The organism is Rhodococcus sp. 1R11 (genome assembly GCF_004563845.1).
GTDB lineage: Bacteria > Actinomycetota > Actinomycetes > Mycobacteriales > Mycobacteriaceae > Rhodococcoides.
The window spans coordinates 204,792-221,091 of sequence record NZ_SPNG01000001.1 but is presented as its reverse complement, the minus strand read 5'-3'; the positions used below and the strand labels follow the sequence as shown (position 1 = coordinate 221,091).

Here is a 16,300-nt window from a genome sequence, read left to right as displayed (position 1 = left end):
CGTGTCGGACGGATTCGAGCCGACCTCGGTGCGGTTGCGGGAACTCTCCCTCGGCCACGAGGTCACCAATGCCGTTCTCTCCATTGCCTTCTACGTCGTGTGTGGAGCCATCGGGCTGCTGCCCGGTGCGCTGCGGCACCGGGCAGCCGACGCGTTCGTGACCTGGTCGGAGAGCATCGACGAACAGCGACATCTCTGATGTCGCTCGGACGAGCACTCGTCGGTGCGGGTGTCGCCGTGGCCGCACCGTTCGGGGTGTTCCTGTACTGGCGCACCCGGTTCTTCTTCCGAGACCCGCATCGCGCTCCGCCGGCCGATCCGCTGTCGGTGGTGGCACCCGCCGACGGTTTCGTCACGTACGTCAAACGCGTCGACGCGGGTTCGACGGCATTCGCGGTCAAGAAGGGCAGAACCATTCCGCTCGACGAGATCGCGGGTGTGGCATCGACCGAGAGCGGATACCTCATCGGGATCTACATGTCCGAATACTCGGTGCACCGCAACAGGATTCCGATCTCGGGCACCATCGGTATGCGGCGTCATCGCTCCGCGGCACCGTTCAACAAGTCGATGGCGCGAGTGGGAGCGAACCTGTTGACGCGGCGCACCCCGTACGACGAGGGGTGCGACTACATACTGTCCAACGAGCGGCTCACCATCTCCATCGAACATTCGTCCGGGTCGGTGGTGACGGTGACACAGATAGCCGATCTGTGGGTCGACCGGATCGTCGCGCATGTCGCCGTCGGCGACACCGTCGAACGCGGCGAGCAGTACGGGATGATCCGCTTCGGGTCTCAGTGCGACGTGTTCGTCCCCGACGCTCTCGCCGAAACCATCACCGTCCGACCGGGCCAGTACGTGTTCGCGGGGGAGAGCGTCGTCGCCCGCTCACCGATCCCGGTGGCAGACGACACTTCATTTGAGAAGGAACGATGATCACTGTCGACCGGGTCGAGTCCACCCAGGACTGGAACGAATTCAAGGCTGTCACCGATCTCGTCTACCAGGGTGATCCGTACCGATTGCCCGACGAACCCATGGATCTCGATCGGATCCTGATTTCGCCGCCGGTCGCCATCGCGTCGATCCGCGATATCGCTGCCTTCCTCGCACGCGAGAACGGAGTCGTCGTCGGCCGAGTCGTGGCCATCCACGACACGAGCTTCACCCAGTACACCGGTGAGTCCATCGGCTTCTTCGGGTTCTACGAGGCCGTCGACGATCAGGAGGTCGCCACCGGCCTGCTCGACGCGGCGGCGGCATGGCTTGTCGGGCGTGGGCTCGGCGCGATGTCCGGGCCCTTCGGTCCGTCGATGTTCTACAGCGCGGGCATCGTCGTCGACGACGAGCCAGCCCTCCCGCTGGTGGGAATGCCGCACAATCCCCTGTACTACGCGGCCCATTTCGAGAAGTGGGGGCTCGTCGGGATCAAGGACTTCTACAGCTACCTGTTCGACGATCCGTGCGTGATCTACAACCGCCCCGAATATGCGCGGCACATGCAGATCTTCGAGAAGGTCAAGGCACGTTCGGAAGTGACGTTCCGGTCCATGAAGTACCGGACGGTTCGCCGCGACGCGCGCATCGTGCGCGATCTGTACAACAAGACGTTCGTGAACTTCTGGGGTTTCTCGCCGCTGTCCTTCGTCGAGCTGCTCGAGTTGCTGAAGATGATGCTGCCGGTCCTCGATCGAAGGCTCACCCTGCTGGCCGAGTTGGACGGCAAGCCGGTCGGGTTCCTGATGGGTATTCCGGACGTCAATCAGGCCGCGGCCAAGGCGGCGCACCTGAAGTCGCGGTGGCTACGAGACCTGGTGACGCTGTGGCACGTCAAGAAGCCGAGCCGGACGGACGTCATCGACGGGGTGCGGGTGGACATGTTGTTCGTCGATCCGGACTGCCCTGATCGCGCGGTGTCGTCGCTGCTGATCATGGAGTTGTCGGTGCGGATGCGTGATCTCGGCTTCACCCGAGTCGAGGCAGCGCCGGTGCTCGACGACAGCCCGTGGATGAAGGGGTCGGTGCTGACCCGCATGGAGCAGACTCCGCACCGGACATACCGCATCTACAACCGCGATCTCGAGCTGCCCCGGCCATGATCGATCGGACGGTGGTGCTCGACCGTGAGCAGACCAGGCTCGGCATCGGTGACCGCTGGGGCCGGACAATAGGCCGCCACAGGTGGCTCGTGCTGGCCGTCTGGCTGTTGCTCGCGGTGGGTTCTGCTGCGCTCTACCCGGCACTGCAGAACTCGTTGGCGGGAGCTAACTTCTCCGTCCCCGGTACCGAATCGAGTCGCGCCGACGCGCTCGTCGAGCAACACTTCTCCTCGTTCGGGTCCGAGCAACTCGTCGTCACGTTCACGTCGGATCGGGTCCGCGTCGCAGATCCCGCGTTTCGCGAACGCGTCGGCGAGACCGTCTCTGCACTGCGGCAATCCCCGGATGTGCTGCGGGTCGTCGATCCCTACGAGACGGCCGGATTCGTGCCCCAGATCTCCGAGGACGGAACGTCGGCACTGGCTTTCGTCGGTGTCGGCGGCGACCCTCGCGACCGGATCGCGACAGCAGAACGCATTCAGAAGCTGATCGACGGGGCGTCCGCCGCGGGTATCGACGTGGCGGTCACCGGCTACTCGCCGATGACCGTCGATCTGACGAAAGTCGAATCCGACGACGCCGTCCGGGCCGAAAGTATCGGCCTGCCACTGGCATTCGTGCTGTTGATCCTGGCTCTCGGATCCGTGGTCGCCGGCATCGTGCCGCTCGTCACCACGGGCATCGGAGTGCTGGCGGCGTTCGGAGTGTTCTCGCTGCTCTCGCACGTCATGACCTTCGACGTCCTCGTGACGACGGTGGCGTCGATGTTCGGTCTCGGTCTGGGTATCGATTACGCGCTCTTCATCGTCAGCCGATTTCGAGAGGAAATGGACCGCACCACGCCGCCGGGAGGTGCCGAGGATCAGGGGCGCACGAATGCGGCCGTCGGTGCCGCGATGGGAACGGCGGGCCACACGATCGTCATCTCCGGTCTGGTCGTACTCATTTCGCTCGGCGCTCTGGCGATCGTCGATGTTCCGGCCGTGCAGAGTATTTCGTTCGTCGTAGCGCTGACGGTGGCGTGCGTCGTCGTGGTGGCCTGGACGCTGCTACCGGCGATTCTCGCGGTCCTCGGCCCGCGAATCTCGACACTGTCACTGCCGCAGAGGTTTCAGCCTCCGGCGGTCGGTGAGCACGATGCCGCGGTACCCACGTGGTGGTCACGGTGGGCGCGGCACGTCATCGAACGCCCGTGGCGCTACACGGCCGTCACCGCGGCCGTGCTGCTGGCCTGCCTGGCACCGATCGGTTCGATCCAGTACGGGGTGGATCTCGGAGCCGACGCCCTTGCCGCGGAGCCGAGCGGCCGGGCCAACACGGTCCTCGCCGAAAAATTCGCTCCTGGAACGATTTCGCCGATCATCGTCGTGTTCACCGGCAGCGGCGACCGGCCCCTCGAACCGGCGCAGGCGGCCACCGCCGCGGCTTTCGCAGACGGCATCCGAGCCGACGGCCGCGTCGACTACGCCCTGGCACAACAGGACTCCGGCCGCACGCTGCTGATCGTGGTGCCCGCGGTGCCGATCGATTCGACCGAGGCATCCGACCTGGTCGCGTCGATCCGGTCGCAGGCAATTGTCGCCGCAGATCGCGACGGCACCACCGTCTCGGTCGGCGGAACCACCGCCCTCGTCGTCGATGCCTCCCAAGAGATTTCGAGCAAATTCCTGTGGGTCGTGTTCGCAGTGCTGGCATTCTCGCTGGTGTATCTGGGCATCGTCTTTCGGAGCGTGGTGATTCCGATCAAAGCGGTTGCGATGAATGTGCTCGTCACCGGGGCGGCGTTGGGTGCGACGGTGGCGGTGTTCCAGTGGGGATGGGGATCGTCGCTTCTCGGGTTCGAAAGTCCGGGCTACATCCAGGTGTATCTGCCTGTCACCGTGTTCGCCGTGGTCTTCGGTCTCTCGATGGACTACGAGGTGTTTCTCATCGGCCGGATGCGGGAGGTGTTCGTCGCGCACCGCGACCGGCGCAGCGTGAACGACCCCAGCGTGAACGACCCCAGCGTGAACGACACCAGTGCCAACGACACCGCGATCGTCGACGGCCTCGAGCACACCGCCAGGCCGATCACTGCGGCAGCCGCGATCATGATCGCCGTGTTCGCCAGCTTCCTCACCGCCGATGTTCTCGAACTGCAACAGTTCGGGTTCGCGCTTGCCGTCGCCGTGCTGTTCGACGCGGTTCTGGTGCGCATGATGATGGTGCCGGCGATGATGAAGCTGTTCGGCGAGCGAAACTGGTGGCCCGGGGTGCGCCGGTAGTCGATCGTTTTGGAGTTGACCCCGGAGGTGTTGTAGCCTGGTCGACGGTCCAGAAGGAATGTGCACGCAGTGCGTTTCTTTCGTTCCGCCCAATCAAGTTCTACCCAAGACCGTTGGTCACCGCCTTCTCGAGGGAAATTTCCTGACAGGTGTGCGGTTGAAGGTCCGAGATCGCTTCGGACGGCCCACGCAGGAGAACGCGGTAGGGAACCTGTCGTGCAGCTTCGGCTGCCTGCTCGTTCACGCCCCGTGTGCTTCCTGCACCGGGGCGTTCGTCGTTTTCCGGCCCTCTCGCGATCGACACAACTTCCCACGAGAGGAGGCGAAGTATGGCAAAGCCCGAAAAGGTCTCCGCAGTTTCGGAGATCACCGACCAGTTCAAGGGTTCGACGGCTGCCGTCGTCACGGAATACCGTGGCCTGTCGGTTTCCGGTCTGACTCAGCTCCGGCGTGCGCTCGGCGAAGGTGCCACGTACTCCGTCGCCAAGAACACCCTGGTCAAGCGCGCAGCTGCCGATGCCGGCATCACCGGCCTCGACGACTTGTTCGTCGGACCGACCGCCATTGCATTCATCAAGGGCGAGCCGGTCGACGCTGCGAAGGCCATCAAGGCCTTCGCGAAGGACAACAAGGCCTTGATCATCAAGGGCGGCTACATGGACGGCGCAACGCTGTCCGTGGACGAGATCAACAAGATCGCAGACCTCGAGTCTCGCGAGATCCTGTTGGCCAAGCTCGCCGGCGCCATGAAGGGCAACTTGTCGAAGGCTGCAGGCCTGTTCAACGCTCCCGCATCGCAGTTCGCCCGCTTGGCGTTCGCGTTGCAGGAGAAGAAGGCCGCGGGCGAACCTGCCGCAGCCGAGGCCCCTGCAGAAGCAGAAGCACCGGCGGAAGCTCCCGCCGAAAGCTGATCCGCTGGCATTAGCGAACAGCTCCACACCAACACCATGTCGCGGATCAGCGACCAGGTACTTACAGGAAGGACCGCCACCATGGCGAAGCTCAGCACCGAAGAATTGCTCGACCAGTTCAAGGAGCTCACCCTCCTCGAGCTCAGCGAGTTCGTGAAGGCATTCGAGGAGACCTTCGAGGTCACCGCAGCTGCTCCCGTCGCAGTTGCAGCAGCAGGCGGAGCAGGCGCTCCGGCTGAGGCAGCCGAAGAGCAGGACGAGTTCGACGTCGTTCTCGAGTCGGCCGGCGACAAGAAGATCCAGGTCATCAAGGTCGTCCGTGAGGTCGTCTCCGGCCTCGGCCTGAAGGAAGCCAAGGACCTCGTCGAGAGCGCTCCGAAGGCAATCCTGGAGAAGGTCGCCAAGGATGCAGCCGAGGCTGCCAAGGAGAAGCTGGAAGCTGCCGGCGCAAAGATCTCCGTCAAGTAAGACCGCTTCACTGCAGTCGTACTTCGCGCTCTGACAATCGAGCGCACAGAAGGGGCCATCCTCACTTCGGTGAGGGTGGCCCCATTCTGTATTCGAAGCGGAAGACACCTCCCGGCGTTGTGACCGATCACGGACTCTCGTCGATCCCGGGACACCGACGACGCGTCACTGTTTACTCGGTAACGCCGAAGTCCGAAGCTTTCCGAACGGTCTCGGCCGGGTGTGGTTGTGTCTTCTCACAGAATCCGACAGCAGGGACTTGTCACAGTTCGGGCAACTTGCCGACCGGCTCGCGTGAGATGAGCCACACTGATGCAAGCTCTACAGCCTGACTCGGGGAAGTTCTTACTGGGCGGTAAGCTCCTGTGTCGGTGCGGACACGTGCATGGGATACAGTGACGCAACCCACATCCGGGTCGATGTGTATGAATTGTGGAGGTCAGCGTGGGAGTCGAGGTTTCGGTCGAAGGATTGACCAAGTCTTTCGGTGTACAGAAGATTTGGCAGGACGTGACGTTGACTCTGCCGAAGGGTGAAGTCAGTGCATTGCTCGGTCCTTCCGGTACCGGTAAGTCGGTCTTTCTGAAGTCGCTGATCGGTCTCCTGCGCCCAGAGCAGGGCAAGATTTTCATCGACGGAACCGACATCCTGCAGTGCTCATCTCGTGAGCTGTACGAGATCCGCAAGTTGTTCGGGGTGCTCTTCCAGGACGGTGCCCTGTTCGGCTCGATGAACCTCTACGACAACGTCGCTTTCCCGCTTCGCGAGCACACCAAGAAGTCCGAGTCCGACATCCGCAAGATCGTCATGGAGAAGCTCGAACTGACGGGTCTGCTCGGTGCCGAGGACAAGCTGCCCGGCGAGATCTCCGGTGGTATGCGCAAGCGCGCCGGCCTCGCCCGCGCCCTCGTGCTCGACCCGGAGATCATCCTCGTCGACGAGCCGGACTCCGGCCTGGATCCTGTTCGTACGACCTACATTTCGCAGACTCTGATCGACATCAACGCCAATATCGATGCCACGATCCTCATCGTTTCGCACAACATCAATCTGGCTCGAACGGTCCCGGACAACATCGGCATGCTGTTCCGTCGTCAGCTGGTCATGTTCGGCCCACGCGAGGTGCTGCTCACCAGTGACGAGCCGGTGGTCAAGCAATTCCTCAACGGCACCATGATCGGGCCGATCGGAATGTCGGAAGAGAAGGACGAGGCGCAGATGGCGCAGGAGCAGGCCATGGTCGACGCCGGTCACCATGCCGGTGGCGTCGACGACGTCGAAGGCATCGTGCCGCAGATGAAGGCCACTCCGGGTACGCCGGTGCGCCAGGCAGTGGGACGCAGGCAGGAGCGGGTGCGCCAGATCATGCACACCCTGCCGCACAGTGCTCAGGTCGCGATCCAGGAAAGCCTCGACAGCACCGACTCGGGTCAACGTCAGCCGGCGTACGCAGACCAGCAGGGTTACGACCAGCAGGGTTACGACCAGCAGGGCTACGACCAACAGGGTTACGGTCGGCAAGGTTACGACCAGCAGGGTTACAGCCAGCAGGGTTACGAACAAGGACATGATCAGCAGGGCTACCAAGCTCCAACACAAGGTCGGGGTCAATAGCAGACATGGGGGGATCGAAGAAGTCCGCGTTCGCGCCCGCGAACGCCGCTCTGACACAAGCGGGCAATATCGTCGAACTGTTCGTCGAGGTGGTCCGAAACACCTTTCGTAGGCCGTTCCAGTTCCGCGAGTTCATCGAGCAGGCATGGTTCATCGCCAGCGTGACGATTCTGCCGACGGCTCTGGTCGCCATTCCGTTCGGCGCGGTCGTATCGCTGCAGACCGGTTCGCTGATCAAACAGCTCGGTGCCGAATCGTTCACCGGCGCAGCCAGCGTGCTCGCCGTCATCCAGCAGGGCAGTCCGATCGTGACCGCCCTCCTGGTGGCCGGCGCGGCCGGTTCTGCTGTCACCGCCGACCTCGGTTCTCGCACCATTCGCGAGGAGATCGACGCGATGCGTGTGCTGGGAATCGACCCGGTTCACCGCCTCGTCGTTCCGCGAGTGCTGGCCATGATCCTCGTGGCGCTGCTACTCAACGGACTCGTCTCGGTTGTCGGCATCGTCGGCGGCTACTTCTTCAACGTGATCCTGCAGGGTGGTACCCCCGGTGCCTACCTGGCGTCGTTCTCCGCGTTGGCTCAGCTACCCGATCTGTATGTCGCAGAAGCGAAAGCGGCGATCTTCGGTCTCATCGCCGGCATCATCGCCTCCTACAAGGGCCTGAACCCCAACCCCGGCCCCAAGGGTGTCGGCGAAGCTGTGAACCAGACGGTCGTCATCACATTCCTGTTGCTGTTCTTCGCCAACCTCATTCTGACCCTGGTTTACCTCCAGGTCGTACCAGCGAAGGGAGCGTAACCGCGATGACGATCGCCAGAGGTCGCGGTGACCGCACGCTGATGCGCGTCAAGCGCGTCGGCAATGCTCCGCTCAACGTGCTCGATCGCGCAGGCGAGCAGATGTCGTTCTACCTGCGGGCCATCGGGTGGATCCCGAAGACTGCAGTCCATTACAAGAAAGAGGTTCTCCGTCTGCTGGCGGAGGTCACCTTCGGCAGTGGCGCACTCGCCGTCATCGGCGGCACCATCGGCGTGATCGTGATGATGTCCGGCTTCACCGGCATCGTCGTCGGTCTGCAGGGTTACGCAGCCCTCGAACAGCTCGGCAGCTCGGTTCTGACCGGCTTCCTCTCGGCGTACGTCAACACCCGTGAGATCGCGCCCGTGGTCGCCGGACTGGCCCTGTCGGCCACCGTCGGCTGTGGTTTCACCGCCCAGCTCGGCGCGATGCGGATCTCGGAGGAGATCGACGCTCTCGAAGTGATGGCGGTGCCCAGCGTGCCGTTCCTCGTCACCACCCGCATGATCGCCGGGTTCGTTGCGGTGATCCCGCTGTACATCGTCGGTCTGCTCGCCTCGTACGTCGCCTCCCGTGGAATCAGCACGATCTTCAACGGGCAGTCCTCGGGCTCGTACGACCACTACTTCAACTTGTTCCTACCGCCCGAAGATGTGCTGTATTCCTTCCTCAAGGTGCTCATCTTCGCGTTCGTCCTGATCATGATCCATTGCTACTACGGCTACCACGCCTCCGGCGGGCCGGCCGGCGTCGGCGTCGCGGTGGGTCGCGCAGTACGTACGGCGATCGTCACGATCGCGGTACTGGACTTCTTCCTGAGCCTCGCGATCTGGGGCACGACCACCACAGTGAGGGTTGCCGGATGATCGACTCGCCGTCGCGACTGAAGCGAGTATTGCTCGGACTTGCATTCTTTCTCGTGCTCATTCTTTTCCTCGGGTGGTCCATCACCTCCTACAACAAGACGTTCAAGTCGGTGGTCAACGTCAGCCTCGAAACCGACTCGGTCGGGAACGCCCTGCCGCTCAATGCGGACGTCAAGGTGCGCGGCATGATCGTCGGCGAGGTGCGTTCGGCGTCGACCGTCGATGGTGTCGTCACCTCGCAGCTGGCCATCGATCCGGACAAGGCTCCGCTCATCCCGTCGAATTCCACGGCGCGGCTGCTGCCCAAGACCCTGTTCGGAGAGCGCTACGTCTCGCTGATCGTGCCCGAGAACGACACGGCGTCGCCGATTTCCGACGGCACCGTTCTCCGACAGGACACCAGCGGCAATGCGATCGAGGTCGGGCAGCTGCTCGACGGGTTGCTGCCGTTGCTGCAGGCCATCCCGCCGCAGGACCTCGCCAATACCCTCGGGTCACTGGCACAGGGCCTGAGCGGACGCGGGGAGCAGCTCGGCCAGACCATCGACAACCTCACCAGTGTCGTGTCCGGTCTCAACACCGAACTGCCCAACATCCAGCAGACACTGGTGGGTCTCGCAGACTTCTCCCAGACCTACGCCGACGCGGCACCGGAGCTGATCTCGGCGCTGGACAACCTGCGTACGACGGGTAATACGGTCGTCGAGAGGCAGTCGAGCCTCGAGACGCTCTACGGCTCGCTGACGTCGGCATCGAACACGACCGCCGACTTCCTGCAGGTCAACTCCGAGAATCTGATCGGGCTCGCCTCGAACTCGCGAGAGGCCCTGGAGTTGTTGGCCGAGTTCTCGCCGACGTTCGGCTGCACGTTCACCCAGTTCGCCGAAGGTGCCAGGCGCGGCAAGGTCGTCCTCGGTGAGGGCGACGAGTACCCCGGAATCAACGTGTCCGCATCGTTCGTCAACCCGAAGGGCCGTTACTTGCCGAACCAGGACGAGCCACGGCTGTTCGACGACCGCGGAGCTACCTGCTTCGAGCCCGCCGCACCGGGAGAGTTCTTCCCGCAGTACCCGGGAGGCTCCGTCAACGATGGGTCCTACCAGGTACCGACCCGTAATCCGGGCCCGCAGGAGATCCCCGGGCAGGGCCCACCGAAGTCGGCTCAGAGTTCCATCGTTCCCGCTGTCTCCGCGTCTGCGGCGCCTGCGAGCTACGAGGGCTCGGACTTCGAGCGTGACACTCTTGCCGTCATCTACGGACAAGCGAGTGGTGTTGCACCAGAGACTGTTCCGTCGTGGGCCGCCGCAATCGGCGCACCGGCACTGAGAGGAGTGGAGGTGACCGTGCCATGAGAGGCCTTCTCGCGCCGATCATCAAGTTGGTCGTGTTCGCCGTGATCACGATCATCGCCACGGCCACCCTGGCCTTCACCATCGCGAACTCGAGCGGTGGTGGCGGTACCAAGTTCTCGGCCATGTTCACCGATGTCACCTCGCTCAACGAGGGTGACGAGATTCGGATCGCCGGCGTTCGCGTCGGGCAGGTCGACAAGATCGAGATCGCCAACGAACGAGAGGCGAAGGTCGATTTCACGCTGAGCAGTCGCGACTGGCTGCCGGCGAGTTCGACGGCCACCATTCGCTTCCGCAACCTGGTCGGTCAGCGCTACATCGCCATCGAGCAGGGTTCGGGCGATCAGGGCAAGAAGATCACCGAAGGAGCGACCATCCCGCTCGAGCGGACCAAGCCCGCGGTGAACCTGACAACTCTGTTCGACGGTTTCCGCCCGCTGTTCACCACGCTCAGCGCAGATGACGTCAACAAGCTCTCGTACCAGATCATCCAGGTGTTCCAGGGGGAATCGGGCACCATCAACGAGCTGGTCAAGAACACGGCGAGTCTGACCAACACCGTGGCCGACAAGGATCAGGTCATCGGTCAGGTCATCACCAATCTCAACAACGTGCTCGCCACGGTCAACCAGAACGACGGGCAGCTCGACAGCCTCATCGTCAACACTCAGCAGCTCGTGTCGGGCCTGTCGGCCGACCGCGATGTCGTCGGCTCGGCCGTGACCTCACTGGCCGGACTGACCAACGCCACCGCGGACCTGCTCGAGCCGACGCGGCCGTCGATCCAGGGTTCGGTCACAGCGTTGAACACGTTGTCGGAGACCATCAATCGACGCAGCGACGACGTGGACACGGTCCTCGGAATTCTGCCGAACAAGCTCGACAAGCTGATTCGTACGGCCCAGCAAGGATCCTGGTTCACGTTCTACCTCTGCGGTATCGACATCGTCGCCGGACCGGGGTACTCGCCGAACCTGAACTTGCCGACCGGGCTTCCGACCGTCAATCAGCCCCTGTACACGAACTCGGCAGAGCGCTGCAAAGCTGGGGGGATCAAGCAATGACATCTCGACGTAGTCCGGCCACCATCGGGGCACTGGGAATCGCAATCATCCTGCTCGCCACGATGTCGGTCTTCTTCCTCGACCGTCTCCCGATCATCGGTGCGGGTTCGGTGTACACCGCGGAGTTCAGTGAAGCCGCAGGTCTCAAGCCGTCCAACGAAGTCCGTATCGCGGGCGTCAAGGTCGGCAAGGTCACCGACGTGCGGCTCGACGGCGACAGGGTGCTCGTGGACTTCACGGTGCAGGACGCCTGGGTCGGCAACGAGTCGCGAGCGGCCATCGCCATCAAGACTCTGCTGGGCCAGAAGTATCTGGCACTGGATCCGAGTGGCTCGGACACCCTCAGCCCGAAAGATCCGATCCCGTTGGCGCGCACCACGTCTCCGTACGACGTCATCGACGCGTTCTCGGCGGCGGCGTCGACGATCAACGACATCGACACCGATCAGCTCGCCACCAGCATGCGGACGTTGTCCGACGCGTTCTCCGAGACCCCGGCCAACATCCGAGCCTCGCTCGACGGTGTGACTCGGTTGTCGCAGACGGTGGCCAGCCGCGACGAGGAACTGAAGAAGTTGTTCGCAGCCACCGGCGAGACCTCCAAGGTGCTGGCCGACCGCAACGAGCAGTTCAACAAACTGATCACCGATGCGGGTCCACTGCTCGAGGAGCTCAACAATCGACAGCAGGCCATCTCCCAGCTGCTCACCGGCACGCAACGTGTGTCGCAGGAGCTGACCGGTTTGGTCCGCGACAACGAGGCGACCATCAACCCGATGTTGCAGCAGCTCAACGGCGTCATCGACATCCTGCAACGCAACAACGACAATCTCGACCGGGCACTGAAGCTGTACGAGCCGTTCATCCGGCTCTACACCAACGTGACCGGTAACGGCCGATGGCTCGACATCGTTCTGGCCAACCTCACCCCACCCGGAGTTCCGTTGATACCTGGTTACCGCCAGCCCTCGCTCGACACGTTGGCGGGGAACTGATGACAGAGACTCAGGCAGCACCGAGGAACAAGAACAAGCTCGCGCTGATCGCGGTTGTCGTGATCGTGGCGCTGGTCGTCGCCGTCGCCGGCTGGTGGTTGTTCACCAGGGCCGGCTCCACCAAGATCACCGCCTACTTCGACAAGTCCATCGGCATCTACTCGGGATCCGAGGTCAGAGTCCTCGGCGTCAAGGTGGGTACCGTCGAATCGGTCACGCCGTTGGGTGAGGACGTCGAGGTCGTCATGCGGGTCGATCGCGGAATCGACATCCCGGCCGACGCGAAGGCCGTCCAGGTCACCCCGTCGCTCGTCGCCGACCGGTACGTGCAGCTCTCGCCCGTCTACACCGGCGGCGACACCATGGCCAGCGGTACGACGATCGGCCGTGATCGCACTGCCACACCCGTCGAGGTCGACGAGCTGTACAAGTCAATCAACGATCTCTCCACCGCTCTCGGTCCCGACGGCGCGAACAAGGACGGCGCTCTCACCGACCTCGTGAACACCGGTGCGGCAAACCTCGACGGCAACGGGGAAGCGTTGGGCAACAGCATCACTCAGCTCTCGGCTGCCGGCCGCACGTTGAGCGACTCGCGCTCCGACGTCTTCGACACGATCAAGAATCTGCAGACCTTCGTCAGTGCGCTGGCCGTCAACGATCAGCAGGTGCGCAACTTCAACAGTCAGCTCGCCGATCTGACCGGTTTCCTGTCGGGCCAGCGCGAGGATTTGGGAGCCGCACTGCAGCAGCTCTCGGTGTCGCTCGGTGACGTGGCGACGTTCGTGGCGGACAACCGGACCGAGCTGACCACAGCAGCGAACGGTCTGGTGGTCCCCACTCAGACCCTCGCCGACAACCGTGAGCAGCTCGTGCAAACCTTGACGCTGCTGCCGTTGGCCATCAGCAACCTGGTCAACGCATACGACGCAGAATCGGGCACGCTGGCATCGCGCGCCAATCTGCAGAACGAGACCCAGGATCCGCTCGGAACCGTCTGCCGATTGCTCGACCTCGGCAAGCTGGTACCCGGTGACCCGCGTTTCGAGGCACTCGGTGCGCAGATTCAGCCGATCCTCGATCAGTGCGCCAACATCACCGACATGATCCAGGCCCCGATCAAGGACAACAACCGACTCGTGCTGCCGTTCGGTGTGCTGACCAACGACACCCAGCAGAACGAATCGGTTCCGGGCACTGTTCCGGGCGTCGTGTCACCCAGGCTCGGAAACAGCTCGATGCCAGGACTCGAGCAGTCGTACATCGGAGGTGGGGGACAGTGATGACCTCTGTGAAACGGAATCGAGTTCGCGTGAAGCGTTCGTTGACCCTCGGAGCCGGGTTGTGCGTGGTGGCGCTGTCTGCCGGCGCGTGCTCGTCGGCCGGCATCTATGCCATCCCGCTTCCCGGTGGTGCCGACGTCGGCGACAACCCGTTCAATCTGACCGTGCAGTTCGACGACGTGCTGGACCTCGTGCCGCAGTCGACCGTCAAGGTCGACGGTGTCGCGGTGGGCCGCGTCGACTCCATCTCGGTGCCGAACGACGGATGGACCGCCGACGTCAACGTCATCCTGAACTCCGACGTCGATCTGCCGGCCAACGCGATCGCGTCGGTGCAGCAGACCAACCTGCTCGGCGAGAAGTTCGTGCAGCTCTCCGCACCTCCCGGTGACGAAGAAGCCGCACGCCTGCAGGACGGTGCCACGATCCCGCTCGATCGCACTCGCCACGCAACCGACATCGAGCAAGTACTCGGTGCCCTGTCGCTGCTCCTCAACGGCGGCGGTGTCGGGCAGCTCTCGCCGATCGTCAAAGAGCTGAGCACAGCGTTCGACGGTCGCGAAGGCAAGACCAAAGACCTTCTGCAGCAAGCCAATACGCTGATCGACGGTCTCAATCAGCAGCGCGACGACATCACCCGTGCGATCGACGGTCTCGATACTCTCAGTGGTCGCGTCAACTCGCAGACCGACAAGATCGACGCAGTTCTCAAAGACCTGCCGATCGCGACGGACGTTCTCGAGAAGCAGCGCCCACAGCTCACCGAGATGCTCGGGGCACTCGATCGTCTCGGCACCGTCGGTACCGATGTCATCGATCGATCCAAGGACGATCTGATTGCAGACCTACGGGCACTGCGTCCGACGCTTCAGGCCCTGGCCGATTCCGCGGACGACGTGGTCACCTCGCTCGCCGTGATCCCGACACTGCCGTTCGCGGACGGCACCGAGAAGATCATCGAGGGCAACTCGGCCAACCTGTTCCTTTCGCTGGATCTCTCGATCGGTACTGCACTGCGCAACTTCGGTGTCGGAGAGGGAGATCCGGTCTACATCCAGCCGAAGTACGGCAACACGCTGCCGGTCGTCGATCCATCGAATCCGTACTACAACGGAAACGGACCGCGTCCGGGCTGGCCGACGATCTCGCTGCTGCCGTTGCCGCCGATCATCCCGTCGCCGGTTCCCGGACCCGGTGCCCCTGCGGGTGAGGCCGCACCGGCACCCGCGCCTGCGGATCCGTTGGCACCGTTGAACGATTTGCTCGAGCAGTTCGGAGTTGGACAGTGAGATCGAAGCTCGTTCGCTTTCAGTTGGTCGCGTTCGTCGTGGTCGCCCTGCTCGGGTTGATCTACGTCGGTGGCAAGTACGTCCGCTTGGACAACATGCTCGGGTTCGGGCAGTACGAGGTTGCACTCAACCTGGCCGACTCCGGCGGCATCTTCTCCAATGCCGAGGTGACGTACCGCGGTGTGCCGGTCGGAACCGTCGGCGATCTGCAGTTGACGTCGGACGGTGTCCGGGTGGCACTCAAGCTCGACAACGGTGGGCCCGACATTCCGGCCGACACCAAGGCCGTCGTTGCGAACCGTTCCGCGATCGGCGAGCAGTTCGTCGACCTGCAGCCGCAGTCCGATCAGGGTCCGTTCCTGGTGGATGGTTCGGAGATCGCACAGGCCGACACCGCGACGCCGGTTCCGGTGGAGGACGTGCTCGCGAACACGAACACCTTGGTCAGGTCGGTGCCCCTCGACACGTTGACGAATGTGGTCAACGAGCTCGGTGTGGCATTCGACGGCAAGGGCAACGACCTGCAGTCTCTCGTCGATTCACTCGGCAACATCTCCGAGTCGGCCAACGAGGCTCTGCCGCAGACGCTGTCGCTGGTTCGGGACGCGGTGCCGGTGCTGAACACTCAGTCCGAGCAGTCGGATCTGATCCGCGAATTCAGCACGAGTCTGGATCAGGTGACGGCTCAGCTGAAGTCGAGCGATCCCGATATCCGTCGCCTCATCGATACCGGAACCGCTGCCGGAGACCAGGTCGGTGGTCTCATCACCGACGCCGGCCCGGCGTTGACGACCGATATCAACAATTTGGCTCTGGTCGCTGCTCAGGCCGAGCCGCGGACAGTCGCCCTACGTCCGTTCCTGACGTTCCTGCCTGCGCTCGGTGCCGGTATCTCGACCATCGTCCCGAACGACGGCACGATCCATCAGGGGCTGTTGCTGGAGACCAACAACCCGCCGCCGTGCACCGTCGGCTACGAGGGCAGCCAGGCCATCCTGGACGAGGAGAAGCGGAAGAACCCGAACTTCGACGAGACTCGGGAGAACTACCCGCTGAACCTCGACGCGAACTGCGCGACGCCGCAGGGCAGCGTCACCGGTGTCCGTAGCGCGAACCGAATCGTGTTCGCCGACCCGGACGTGCCGCAGCCGTGGGACCTCAAGCCCAAGGTCGATCCCGACAAGCTCAACCTCAACCCCATCGCCACCCAGTTGGCACCGCTCCTCGGCGTCACGCCGAAGTAGCGGGACCGAAGGAACTGCTGCTCAGCACTACTATCGGGCCGAGAGCGG

15 protein-coding genes are annotated in these 16,300 nt (G+C 63.4%); all 15 read left to right on the top strand.

Annotation, left to right across the window (positions count from 1 at the left end):
* Position 1 precedes the first annotated feature (1 nt).
* The 15 genes from E4P29_RS01045 (at position 2) to E4P29_RS00975 (ending at position 16,252) form a co-directional block, all read left to right on the top strand.
* Positions 2–199 (top strand): serine/threonine protein phosphatase, encoded by a 198-nt coding sequence (locus E4P29_RS01045; protein ID WP_135041195.1) that lies wholly within the window; start codon positions 2–4, stop codon positions 197–199.
* On the top strand, positions 199–939 hold the full coding sequence (locus E4P29_RS01040; protein ID WP_135041193.1) for a phosphatidylserine decarboxylase: 741 nt from the start codon (positions 199–201) through the stop codon (positions 937–939). Before E4P29_RS01045 ends, E4P29_RS01040 begins: the two co-directional genes overlap by 1 nt.
* Positions 936–2,102 (top strand): hypothetical protein, encoded by a 1,167-nt coding sequence (locus tag E4P29_RS01035; RefSeq protein WP_135041190.1) that lies wholly within the window; start codon positions 936–938, stop codon positions 2,100–2,102. Before E4P29_RS01040 ends, E4P29_RS01035 begins: the two co-directional genes overlap by 4 nt.
* Positions 2,099–4,366 carry an MMPL family transporter gene (locus E4P29_RS01030; RefSeq protein WP_135041188.1) on the top strand — a complete coding sequence of 756 codons (2,268 nt, stop codon included), beginning with the start codon at positions 2,099–2,101 and terminating at the stop codon, positions 4,364–4,366. Before E4P29_RS01035 ends, E4P29_RS01030 begins: the two co-directional genes overlap by 4 nt.
* Before the next feature lie 329 nt (positions 4,367–4,695).
* Positions 4,696–5,277 carry a 50S ribosomal protein L10 gene (rplJ, locus tag E4P29_RS01025; protein WP_032365266.1) on the top strand — a complete coding sequence of 194 codons (582 nt, stop codon included), beginning with the start codon at positions 4,696–4,698 and terminating at the stop codon, positions 5,275–5,277.
* 81 nt (positions 5,278–5,358) lie between these two features.
* Positions 5,359–5,745 (top strand): 50S ribosomal protein L7/L12, encoded by a 387-nt coding sequence (gene rplL / locus E4P29_RS01020; RefSeq protein WP_032365267.1) that lies wholly within the window; start codon positions 5,359–5,361, stop codon positions 5,743–5,745.
* 444 nt (positions 5,746–6,189) lie between these two features.
* On the top strand, positions 6,190–7,359 hold the full coding sequence (locus E4P29_RS01015) for an ATP-binding cassette domain-containing protein (RefSeq protein WP_209205258.1): 1,170 nt from the start codon (positions 6,190–6,192) through the stop codon (positions 7,357–7,359).
* Between the two features lie 5 nt (positions 7,360–7,364).
* The gene (locus E4P29_RS01010; protein ID WP_032365269.1) at positions 7,365–8,159 is read left to right on the top strand and encodes an ABC transporter permease; all 795 of its coding nucleotides are present in this window, start codon (positions 7,365–7,367) and stop codon (positions 8,157–8,159) included.
* A gap of 5 nt (positions 8,160–8,164) precedes the next feature.
* A complete protein-coding gene (locus E4P29_RS01005) occupies positions 8,165–9,025 on the top strand; it encodes an ABC transporter permease (protein WP_135041184.1) in 861 nt (286 codons plus the stop codon).
* Complete coding sequence (locus E4P29_RS01000; RefSeq protein ID WP_135041182.1) at positions 9,022–10,377, top strand: MCE family protein; 1,356 nt, start codon at positions 9,022–9,024, stop codon at positions 10,375–10,377. Before E4P29_RS01005 ends, E4P29_RS01000 begins: the two co-directional genes overlap by 4 nt.
* Positions 10,374–11,441, top strand: coding sequence for an MlaD family protein (locus E4P29_RS00995; protein ID WP_135041180.1), 1,068 nt, complete (start codon positions 10,374–10,376; stop codon positions 11,439–11,441). Before E4P29_RS01000 ends, E4P29_RS00995 begins: the two co-directional genes overlap by 4 nt.
* A complete protein-coding gene (locus E4P29_RS00990; RefSeq protein ID WP_135041178.1) occupies positions 11,438–12,436 on the top strand; it encodes an MCE family protein in 999 nt (332 codons plus the stop codon). The genes E4P29_RS00995 and E4P29_RS00990 overlap by 4 nt, the downstream gene beginning before the upstream one ends.
* Positions 12,436–13,719: an MCE family protein gene (locus tag E4P29_RS00985; protein WP_135041176.1), complete on the top strand. Its 1,284-nt coding sequence runs from the start codon at positions 12,436–12,438 to the stop codon at positions 13,717–13,719. Before E4P29_RS00990 ends, E4P29_RS00985 begins: the two co-directional genes overlap by 1 nt.
* A gap of 29 nt (positions 13,720–13,748) precedes the next feature.
* A complete protein-coding gene (locus E4P29_RS00980; protein ID WP_209205257.1) occupies positions 13,749–15,008 on the top strand; it encodes an MCE family protein in 1,260 nt (419 codons plus the stop codon).
* Entirely contained in the window at positions 15,005–16,252 is a 1,248-nt protein-coding gene (locus E4P29_RS00975; protein ID WP_135041172.1) for an MlaD family protein, read from the top strand. The genes E4P29_RS00980 and E4P29_RS00975 overlap by 4 nt, the downstream gene beginning before the upstream one ends.
* The last annotated feature ends 48 nt before the right edge of the window (positions 16,253–16,300 follow it).

Coding starts and splice junctions, on each gene's coding strand:
- rplL (WP_032365267.1), top strand. CDS start 5,359: ATGGCGAAGCTCAGCACCGAAGAATTGCTCGACCAGTTCAAGGAGCTC.
- E4P29_RS01010 (WP_032365269.1), top strand. CDS start 7,365: ATGGGGGGATCGAAGAAGTCCGCGTTCGCGCCCGCGAACGCCGCTCTG.
- E4P29_RS00985 (WP_135041176.1), top strand. CDS start 12,436: ATGACAGAGACTCAGGCAGCACCGAGGAACAAGAACAAGCTCGCGCTG.
- E4P29_RS00990 (WP_135041178.1), top strand. CDS start 11,438: ATGACATCTCGACGTAGTCCGGCCACCATCGGGGCACTGGGAATCGCA.
- E4P29_RS01000 (WP_135041182.1), top strand. CDS start 9,022: ATGATCGACTCGCCGTCGCGACTGAAGCGAGTATTGCTCGGACTTGCA.
- rplJ (WP_032365266.1), top strand. CDS start 4,696: ATGGCAAAGCCCGAAAAGGTCTCCGCAGTTTCGGAGATCACCGACCAG.
- E4P29_RS01040 (WP_135041193.1), top strand. CDS start 199: ATGTCGCTCGGACGAGCACTCGTCGGTGCGGGTGTCGCCGTGGCCGCA.
- E4P29_RS01035 (WP_135041190.1), top strand. CDS start 936: ATGATCACTGTCGACCGGGTCGAGTCCACCCAGGACTGGAACGAATTC.
- E4P29_RS01030 (WP_135041188.1), top strand. CDS start 2,099: ATGATCGATCGGACGGTGGTGCTCGACCGTGAGCAGACCAGGCTCGGC.
- E4P29_RS00995 (WP_135041180.1), top strand. CDS start 10,374: ATGAGAGGCCTTCTCGCGCCGATCATCAAGTTGGTCGTGTTCGCCGTG.
- E4P29_RS01005 (WP_135041184.1), top strand. CDS start 8,165: ATGACGATCGCCAGAGGTCGCGGTGACCGCACGCTGATGCGCGTCAAG.